At 38.8% G+C, this 9,234-nt stretch carries 6 protein-coding genes; 1 reads left to right on the forward strand and 5 read right to left on the reverse strand.

The annotated features are described in order from the left end of the window. Positions 1-11: 11 nt before the first annotated feature. From R2S10_RS20335 to R2S10_RS20355, 5 genes are all read right to left on the reverse strand, one after another. A complete protein-coding gene (locus R2S10_RS20335) occupies positions 12-1,034 on the reverse strand; it encodes a DUF5007 domain-containing protein (protein ID WP_316842252.1) in 1,023 nt (340 codons plus the stop codon). 3 nt (positions 1,035-1,037) lie between these two features. After that, on the reverse strand, positions 1,038-1,715 hold the full coding sequence (locus tag R2S10_RS20340; protein ID WP_316842253.1) for a hypothetical protein: 678 nt from the start codon (positions 1,713-1,715) through the stop codon (positions 1,038-1,040). A gap of 22 nt (positions 1,716-1,737) precedes the next feature. Continuing rightward, entirely contained in the window at positions 1,738-3,306 is a 1,569-nt protein-coding gene (locus R2S10_RS20345; protein WP_316842254.1) for a RagB/SusD family nutrient uptake outer membrane protein, read from the reverse strand. 31 nt (positions 3,307-3,337) lie between these two features. Continuing rightward, on the reverse strand, positions 3,338-6,214 hold the full coding sequence (locus R2S10_RS20350; protein ID WP_316842255.1) for a SusC/RagA family TonB-linked outer membrane protein: 2,877 nt from the start codon (positions 6,212-6,214) through the stop codon (positions 3,338-3,340). An 860-nt stretch (positions 6,215-7,074) separates the two neighbouring features. After that, complete coding sequence (locus tag R2S10_RS20355) at positions 7,075-7,974, reverse strand: alkaline phosphatase family protein (protein ID WP_316842256.1); 900 nt, start codon at positions 7,972-7,974, stop codon at positions 7,075-7,077. 470 nt (positions 7,975-8,444) lie between these two features. On the opposite strand from R2S10_RS20355, the gene R2S10_RS20360 reads away from it, so the two are divergent. Continuing rightward, positions 8,445-9,143 carry an energy transducer TonB gene (locus R2S10_RS20360; protein WP_316842257.1) on the forward strand — a complete coding sequence of 233 codons (699 nt, stop codon included), beginning with the start codon at positions 8,445-8,447 and terminating at the stop codon, positions 9,141-9,143. The last annotated feature ends 91 nt before the right edge of the window (positions 9,144-9,234 follow it).

A 9,234-nucleotide genomic window follows, 5' to 3' on the forward strand; every position in this document is an offset into this window, starting at 1 on the left:
GTTTGCTTTCATTAGTCATTCCCGAATTTTGGCTTGTCCCCGCTAAACCAGAAAGTCATCTCCCAATCGCCTTTTTCATAAATGTTAAAATTGAAGGTCAGCGTGTGTTTTTGCAGAATCCCACCAAAGCCCAGCCTTTCAAAGCGAAAAACGATACGGGCCTGTTCTCCTGAAGATGAGGTATACTTAGTGGGATACGAGGTACAAGGAATTGGATAGGCCACATCATACCTGACCTGCGACTGATTCTTTACCATATTAAAACCATGTACCAGATTCGCCCAGTCTGTGGTAGCGAACTTATCCGGATTAATGGGATTCGATAAAGAATCAATAAACTTAAAAGTCAGGCTGTTTCCATTGCCATTTTTCTTAAAAAGCACCCGTACATCCCTACTACTTAATGGCTGTCCGCGTTCTCCTGTAATATTGACAGCAGATGGATTTACTGAAATTGAGGTACCCTGCCCGGTTATGGGATCTAAATTAGAAGGCTCGTAACTCCGTTCTTTAAAAGGCTTCAACCGAAGATTTTGAAAATATTTTCTTCCTCCAGAATTGGACATTTCCACATCAAAAACATAGCCTGAGTCTGGCTGAGCCTTAATCATATTTGAATTTGCAGGAGCCCACATCATAAAATCACCTGAATGCGGTCTGATTTCAAATAGCGGATGATTCTCAATGACGCGTTTATCTTCTATCTCTGCCAAAGATTTCTCCTTACCGTCATAGATCTTCTTCCATACCAGAACAGGATACTTATCGGTCAGTTCAGGAGCAGCCTCATTTGTATATGTCCGCATATTTACAATCTTAAAATCCAACGGTCTGCTGGAGCTGCCGTACTGGAAAACATTGGAAAACAACGTATTTCTTCCCAGCACAGGTTGATACAAAAATTGCGTGTATTTTGAATCGTTTGCAATTGATAACCTTTCATCAGGCAAATTCTTTTTACAGGATGAAAACATTACCATCCCAAAAAGAAGGGATAAGAATAGTTTCAAAGTATATTTATTATTGCTCATCATCGCTTATTGATCTAATAGGTAACTGAAATCATTGAAACCGAAATTGTGCAGTGGCGACAGGATATTTATCGTTGCATTGTTCGTTTTGATATTTACCGCATTGGTAAGGGTCGTAGTCCAGGCACTGATAAAACTGGAACCATGAGTATCGCTGAAATTCAAAACACTTGGCCCTCCTCCTACATAACCTGCAGAACTTAATTTTACATATTTAACATGCATTGGGTAATTACTCAGGATCGAGTTTAATTGCAGTCCATCAACAGAACTTGCATAAAAATCAGTGTTGTTATTCCCTCTGATGATGTATTTACTCATCATGTATAAAAGTGCGATCGGATCGGCATTCGAAAGATAAACAGGTGCTTTCCCCTCAGCCGCCCGGATCAGATTGAGGTACTTAACGGAGGCCTGAAAATTCTTATTAACAGGTGCAAATAGACTGACCTGCTGAGAGGATAAAGAGTCTGCCAGAGCCGGACATCTTTCTAAGACCAGCAGCAAAGAATCAAATGTTCCTTTAGGCTGGGCTTTAAGATAATCCATTGCCGAACCCTCAAAATCCTGAACAGTATTGACGTATTCATGGTAAACAGATTGTTCTTTCTTACAGGAACTGAAGTACACGCACATCAATCCAAAAAAACCAGCTATTACTATTTTATATACTATATTTTTCATGTCATTTTTGATCATATAATTATTACCAATATGGATTTTGTGTAATCAATGAATTGGCCGTGATGACCTCTTCAGAAACAGGCCAGTATACACCACCGGCAGCCTCAAACTGTTTAAAACTCAGTTTCTGACCATTCTTTTCTATGAATACTGCATTGCTATTTTTAATTCTATTCAGTCTCACCAGGTCATACCATCTCCAGCCTTCCCCCATCAATTCCCTTCTGCGTTCCTCGAAAATAGCTTTGATCACATCCGGCGTATTTGCAGTAGTAAAGATGATCCCCCTCAGGGCAGTAGCTCTATTTAGTTCAATTAGAGCCTGATCCTTCTGACCCAGAACTGCCAGCGCTTCCGCACGGAGCAAAGTGATTTCTTCCAGACGACTAAAAACCATAGTAGAATTATAATAGGTCAGTTTTCCTTCTGCACTTGCTGGATTGATCACTTTTATTTTCTTGAAAATCGGTCGCTCTGACTCAGTGTCATAGAAATAATTAGCTCTGTATTTGCCTGAGGCCCCATCAATACTATAGCGCAAATCGGTAGGCCAGGTAAATATTTTTAGAATGCTGTCCCTGGAAACAAACATTTCCGGCTGTACTTTAGGAATAAAAGGTGCGGCCAACGTCAGCTGTTCGATATGACCATTTGCCGTAGATAAACCATTTACATAATCAAAAGGGAAACCCACTATAGCAGTCGCTCTTTTGCCGGCAAAGGGGCTGCTGTCCGAATTCTCTGTCAGCCCGCTCATGCTGAGGAAAGCAAGATCCTCGGTCCCTTTCCCAACTTGCTTGGAGACATTGTCCAGCACGAATTTGGAATAATCAGCAGCGTCCAGATAGTTACCTTCCCAGGCTGCAATATGTGCCAGAATTACATAGGCAGACATCCTTGTCCAAAGACTCCCATGCCAGGTATCCCAGCCCCCGGCATAATATGAACCAGGAAGGATAGGATCAGATCCACCATAGATAAAAGGCAGTACCTGCGCAGCTTCCAATAACTCCTTGGTCGCAAAAGCCAATACCTTTTGCTGTGAAGTTCTACCTACTTTTATAAATTCACCATCATGTGAGGAAGTTAAAAGTGGTACATCACCCCAGATTCTGCACATATAGAAATAGGCGAAGGCACGCAGCATTTTTGCCTGTGCAATATCAACTTTGTGGTTCTGTTCGGTATAACGCTGTTCCAGCTGACGGATTTCACCGGAGCGCTCGATAAATAGACTTGCAGCATTAATAACCGCATAAAAGCTGCGCCAATTGGTCATCCTGTTGATGACAGGATAGGAAGCATTGAGCTGACCTCTAACAATTGCTTTCATATCAGCCCGGTTGGTGACTGTAAAATCTCCTTTTCTCAAATCACCCATCAACCAATACCCATTGTCAGCAACGGTTGCCGAACGTAGCAAACCATAAACAGAGAATAAGTTCGCCCTGGCATCTTCCAATGTTTTCCAATTGGTTTCATCTGTAGCCAATCTCGTCGACTTTACATCCTCAATCTTTTTACAGGAGAAATTGATCAACCCAGTCAAGCAGATTAAAACTCCAATCGAAATTTTATAATAACTATTCATTATGTCGAGTATTTAATTCAGTAATTGTTCTTTATAAATCCAATTTAAGCCCGAGTACAATCGTGGTAGGAATCGCCAGATTGGCGCCATCGTAATAGCCGTTAAAGTTGATGAGTTCAGGGTCCACACCAGAAAAATTGGTGATGGTCAGCAGATTCATTGCAGTTGCATATAAATAAGCACGTTTGAAACCCGCAGTTCCCTTCTTAAAAATGGAAGATTTTGCAAAATCATAACCCAGGGTTACTGATCTTAATTTCGCATAAGCCGCATTTTCCAGAAATAAATCCTGATCTGCACGGTAAGCATCTACATCACTGAAAGGGTTATAAAGCGGATAGGTTTTCGCCTTATCAAATATTTGCCAGGACGAAACCTCTTTAACCGAATTGATGTCGTTGTTACTTTCCCGATTGATAAAACCATAGCGGCTCGCTTCGTACTGGTTGATTGCTTTTTGGCCTAAGGCAAAAATGAAGTTAAAGTTTAGGTCAAAGTTTTTATAGCTGATCGTGTTGTTCCAACCTCCTGTAAACTTTGGAAGTCGGTCGCCATTTAAAACTTTATCCTTGTTGTCAATTCGATTATCCGCATTGTAATCTACCCATTTAGGATCTCCAGCTTTCAATGGAATCCCATTAAATGTTCTTCCAGCCGGCACTTCAGCGTCGCTATTGTAGATCCCATCATTGGTATACAACCAAAAACTCCCAACTGGCTTGCCAACTACCAGTTTATTTTCTCCAATCACAATTTCATTTAAACCACCAGGCAAAGCTTTCAGCTGATTCACATTGTAATTCAGGTTAATGCTGGTATTCCAGATCAATGATGAGGTATTTCCGGTGACATTGCCATTCAACAAAAGCTCTATTCCCTTATTGTTGATCTCCATCCCAGACTCATACTTTTGAGTATATCCTGTTTCAAATGGCACAGGAATACCTAAAAGCTGATTTTTATCATTTCTATTATAGACGGTAATTGCCGTATTTAAACGTTGATTTAAGAAAGAGGCATCCAGGGTCAGGTCCGTTCTATCCACAAAAGGCATCTTAATTCCATAACCAACGAAGCCACTTCCATAAGGTCTGTTTATCCCCAATCGTCCGTTATAACCTGGTATAGTCGGCTCTTCAAACCAGCCATTTTCGGAACGGTACTGCGGACCCGCCGCAAATTTATCATCCAAAAATACCCTGATCGTTCTACCCCAGCCACCGCTTAAATTAAGGCCGTTAAAAATAGCTGAGTTTTTAAAAAATTGTTCTTTAAGATTGAAATTTGCACTAAAAGCCGGCGTCGTTACCCACCTGCTGTCTGGCTGTCCATTGGAAGAACCATCTCTTCTCAAGATTGCATTTAAGGACAGCAGGTTTTTGTAATTATATTTCGCACTGCCATAAAAAGAGAACAGGTTACTCACTGCTTTATCTATGTACCTAAAAACCAGAAAATCTTTTGCATGCAGGTAATCCGTCGCAAGTGAATTACCGCTGACCAGATTGATTTTCACAAAATCATTAGGGCCATTATAACCTCTGGCATAATTGTATTTATAGGTATCGTCCTGGAAATTCAATCCGGCCTCTACCGCTAGTTTGTGATCTTTATTGAGCTCAAAACTATAAGCTATATAGTTATTCATTCCAATACGCTGGGTATAACCAAAATAGTTGGACAGATAACTCACGCCGTCCATTAGGGTGGAGGGTGTAAAGTAATCCCGGCTACCTTCATTGTAATCGAAGATTAAACTTGAAGCAATGGTTGCTTTATTAATTTTGCTGCTTAAGGTTAAGCTCCCATTCAAGATGGTACTGCGGTTATTGTCAACCGCTTTAGCGATTTCTTCCAGATAGCCATTATAAACTTCCGCATTTGGCGATAATGGGCTAGACAAATCCGGGATATATCTTGCTTCAGCAAACCTGTCTCTTAAACTTTTATTTCTTGTCCGATCTAAACGTGCCGCATTAACTACACTCGAAACGGTCAGCCATTTGAAAGGCGCCATGTTGATTCCGAAGAATAAATTGTATTTATCCAGGCTGGTGTTATCGGCATTGCCTGCATTTTTAGTCCCTGAACCAAAAAACCTGAAATTTGCCCGCTCACTGCCCCCAGTAATACCCAGATCTGCAGAATAAATTGGCGCCGTTTGATAAAACTTATCATTCCAATTTGAAGCACCATAGTAAGAAGTATTCGTAGAATCGCTTAAATAGGAGGCATAACTCTCATAATTTTCGGCAGTGCCATACTTTTGATAAAATGGCTTTCTAAAATTATTTTCATAAAGCCCATTCACTGCATTAACCTTAGGCGGACTAACAAATCCAAAATAAGTGTTTAAGCTAATGTCTCTAACACCAGCTTTTGCATTTTTGGTGGTAATATAGATGGCACCATTGGCTGCATTCGGGCCTAGCTTAGTCAGTTCAAATGGATCTTTGATTATGGATATAGATTGGATGTTATCTATATTAATCTGAGCCAATAAATTTGTTGCTGGACCGATTCGATTATAATCGTACTTCTGAACATCAAATGCAAAGGGATTATCCTGTGCTAATGGAACACCATTTAAATAGACTGCAGGTTGTAAGGCATAAATATCACGCTTAGTAAACAGCACTCCGGATGGTCCCCGCAAAATCATACTCTGTTCTGTTCCAGGTTCGCCATTAGGTTCCTGAACAAATACCCCAGCTAAATTCCCTTTTAGCATTTGTTGCAATGATAAATTTGGTACCGGGCTTATCGAGCGAAGCGGAAGTGTATCACGTACATTCTTAAACTTCTGTAATGCATACACCATTTGCCCAATGGTATCTGTCTTTACCGTTTTAACGGTATCTCGTTTAGCTTTTGTCGTATCTTGTTGCTGAGCAAAGCAATTAATCATACTTTTTGTAGGCGAAACACGTTTAGCATACAAAGAATTTAGCCCAAAAACAGACATGAACAAGGCGGAATAAACGCTTGTTGAAATTTTAAACATTATAATTTTATTTATTAAATAATGATCAATGAAGGAGGTTGGAGAAGAATAAACAAAAAGGCGGGATCAATTATGAATTGACTTCATTTACCTAAATGATTCAGGTATAAAAGGCTCGTATAGTTTTCTACATAGGCTTTAATTTGGCTTTATTATATTAATAAATCGACACACTTTAGAAATCCTCTGCACTATTCTTTTCCTAAATTATCATTACCGATTTAAAATAAAACATTGTCCCCTATCCAAAAGAAATACAAACATATGGACAAAACAATCAACTGATTATCAACCAACTAAGGTAAAAGCAAACTATTTATGTATAATAGCTTTAGGCGATAGTAACGCTAAAGCATCTAAAAGATGGACAGGGCAAACTGAAGATTTATATCTTAATTTCCACAACCCTACAGCAAAGAGTTGCAATTAATAAAATGCCTGGCGAAAACCCATAAAATAACATCAAGCAAATCATCGAAATCTGGCCATTTTACCTAATTACAAACGGTGCCATTTCCATAGACATCGATGTTCTTATGAACATGGTTGACCCTGATTTTCAGCTGCTATTTAGCCCTAACAAAAAAGAATAAGAAAATAAGGAGAGAAGTCTAAAGGACATAAAAAAACAGAGATTGCAATTCAGCGATCTCTGTTTAGTACTACATAGCATACCAATAAACATTGGCTGTTAAAAAGGAGGTATTAGGGGAGTTTTATTTGCTCAATTACAAGCTTTATTTGTGTGTTTAGATATTCAGATATTACTTAAAGATCGTTTTAGGCAGGCTTCCCGTCCAGGAATCTGGAATCTTGCCGATACCAAAAATTCTTGCCAGTACTAGTGAGGTATTCTTATTGCTATTGAACTCGGTAATCAAGCCCATTTTTTTGATCTTAGGTCCTGTAATTGCCCAAGGTACCTGCATCTCATTCATCGTCGTACCGCCATGACCTTTACCTATACCTCCATGGTCTGTGATGAGCATAAAATGTAAGTCCTTGTACAACCCAGCAGTCTTTAATTTCTCCAGCAAAATACCTATTTCAACATCTGCTGCTTCAATTGAGCTGATGTATTCAGGTGACATCCAGCCATAGCCATGACCTGCATGATCCGTATGCACACTATATAAAAATACAAGAGCAGGATCTTTTTTATGCTGCAACAGGAAATCATACGCTTTATTATAATTGTCTTTATACTGGTCCTTCTCCTGAAAAGACACTTCATCCAGATAAGATTTGTTAATCGGATAAATGAGTTCTTTCCAATTGTAGTAATAGGCAATTTTTGTTGCTGGTTTTTGCTCTTTTAAGACTTTGAAGATCGAAGGATAATAACCATCCTTATCAGTCTCCAAAGGAGTTAGAATATGTTTCTCTTTAGTCCATCCATTGCTCGTTACCCCATGTTCTTCCGGTCCGGAACCAGTCATATGGCTAGTCCAGTTGGGTAGAGTAATAGAAGGCATCACTGGTCTTGTCGTTAAAGAGAGTACCCCATCGGCAATCATCTTATCCAAATTTGGATGTTTTGCCGTCTTAAAACCTTCCGTACTAAAACCATCCAGACCGATAATAAGTACACGTGGCGACTTCTGTGCTATTGAATAAAATGGGAATAATGCTAGAATCAGCATTCTTAAAAAAAAAGGTTTCATTTGTTTATCGTGTTTAATTTAGGTGTGTTTATACCGCAAAATTGTATAGTTGTCATTTCTTAAAGGTTATCCCAATATAATATTTACACATTCAATAATTGTTGAAAAGGTTATACTATTAAATCACCAAGCCCAGTCGGAAATCTACAACACTATTATTTTCCTAAATTATCATTACAGATTCAAAATATGGAACAAGTGCCCATCCAAAGAAAACACAAACATATGGACAACAAACAAAACTGATAATCAATCAATTACAAACATATTCAGGAATATATGTATAATGAATTCGACTTGTTAAATCCTGAAATGCTATAGAAAATTAAAAAATTGCAATTCTAATTATGCCAGAAACCAGCCATCAGTATCTTCTTTCCCAAATCTTCCTGGCTATCCCCTTTTCTTTTTGCATTGATATGGCTGCTTTGTTAAAATATTAATTACTTCTTTATACTAGATTTGTAAATATGAAGCTGATCATTACTCTTTTAACACTCTTTCTGGCACAAAAAGCACTCGCACAAAAACCAGATACGATCTGGTATAATAATAAATGGGAAAAAACTCAGCAACTGAATGCAAGACATTATTCCAGGGTCGTTGAAAAACTAAGTACGGACAATTACAAAGTCAAAGATTACTATGAAACTGGCTCCCTTCAGATGGAAGGTTTTTTTTCATCTTTGGAGCCGGACATAAAAAATGGAGCGTTTAAATATTGGTATAGAACTGGGAAAAAACAAATGGATGCCAGCTATGAAGACAACAAAGAGACCCAGGTTTGCCAATACAATGAGCAAGGAGAAATTACCAATGAGTGGGAACTTATCCCAATAATTAAAATGGAGAATGGGAAACTTGTAACAGAATTCCGGGTAATTCAGCGATCACCAAAGTTTCCAGGAGGTAAAAATGCTTTGAATGAATTTATTTTAAAGCATATTAAACATCCAAATGGGGTTTCAAACATCAGAGGTCGGGTTATTGTCCGTTTCCAAATAGATCAAGAAGGCAACGCAGTAAACCCAATTATCATCAGTGGCTTAAGTCCAGAATATAATCAGGAGGCGATTAACCTGATAAAGAAAATGCCTAAATGGGAACCTGGCAAGCAAAACGGCAAATTAGTTGCGATTACGCTCTCGCTACCGATTACATTTAATTAAGCTTTCGATTACTCAGCCCGAAGATTCCAATTGAGTTGAAAATAAAAATGCTGTAAAAGCAAAAACCCTCCCTACTTATCGTAGAGAGGGT

The organism is Pedobacter gandavensis (genome assembly GCF_032678745.1).
Lineage (GTDB): Bacteria > Bacteroidota > Bacteroidia > Sphingobacteriales > Sphingobacteriaceae > Pedobacter > Pedobacter gandavensis_C.

Coding starts and splice junctions, on each gene's coding strand:
- R2S10_RS20335 (WP_316842252.1), bottom strand. CDS start 1,034: ATGATGAGCAATAATAAATATACTTTGAAACTATTCTTATCCCTTCTT.
- R2S10_RS20340 (WP_316842253.1), bottom strand. CDS start 1,715: ATGAAAAATATAGTATATAAAATAGTAATAGCTGGTTTTTTTGGATTG.
- R2S10_RS20345 (WP_316842254.1), bottom strand. CDS start 3,306: ATGAATAGTTATTATAAAATTTCGATTGGAGTTTTAATCTGCTTGACT.
- R2S10_RS20350 (WP_316842255.1), bottom strand. CDS start 6,214: ATGATTAATTGCTTTGCTCAGCAACAAGATACGACAAAAGCTAAACGA.
- R2S10_RS20355 (WP_316842256.1), bottom strand. CDS start 7,974: ATGAAACCTTTTTTTTTAAGAATGCTGATTCTAGCATTATTCCCATTT.
- R2S10_RS20360 (WP_316842257.1), top strand. CDS start 8,445: ATGAAGCTGATCATTACTCTTTTAACACTCTTTCTGGCACAAAAAGCA.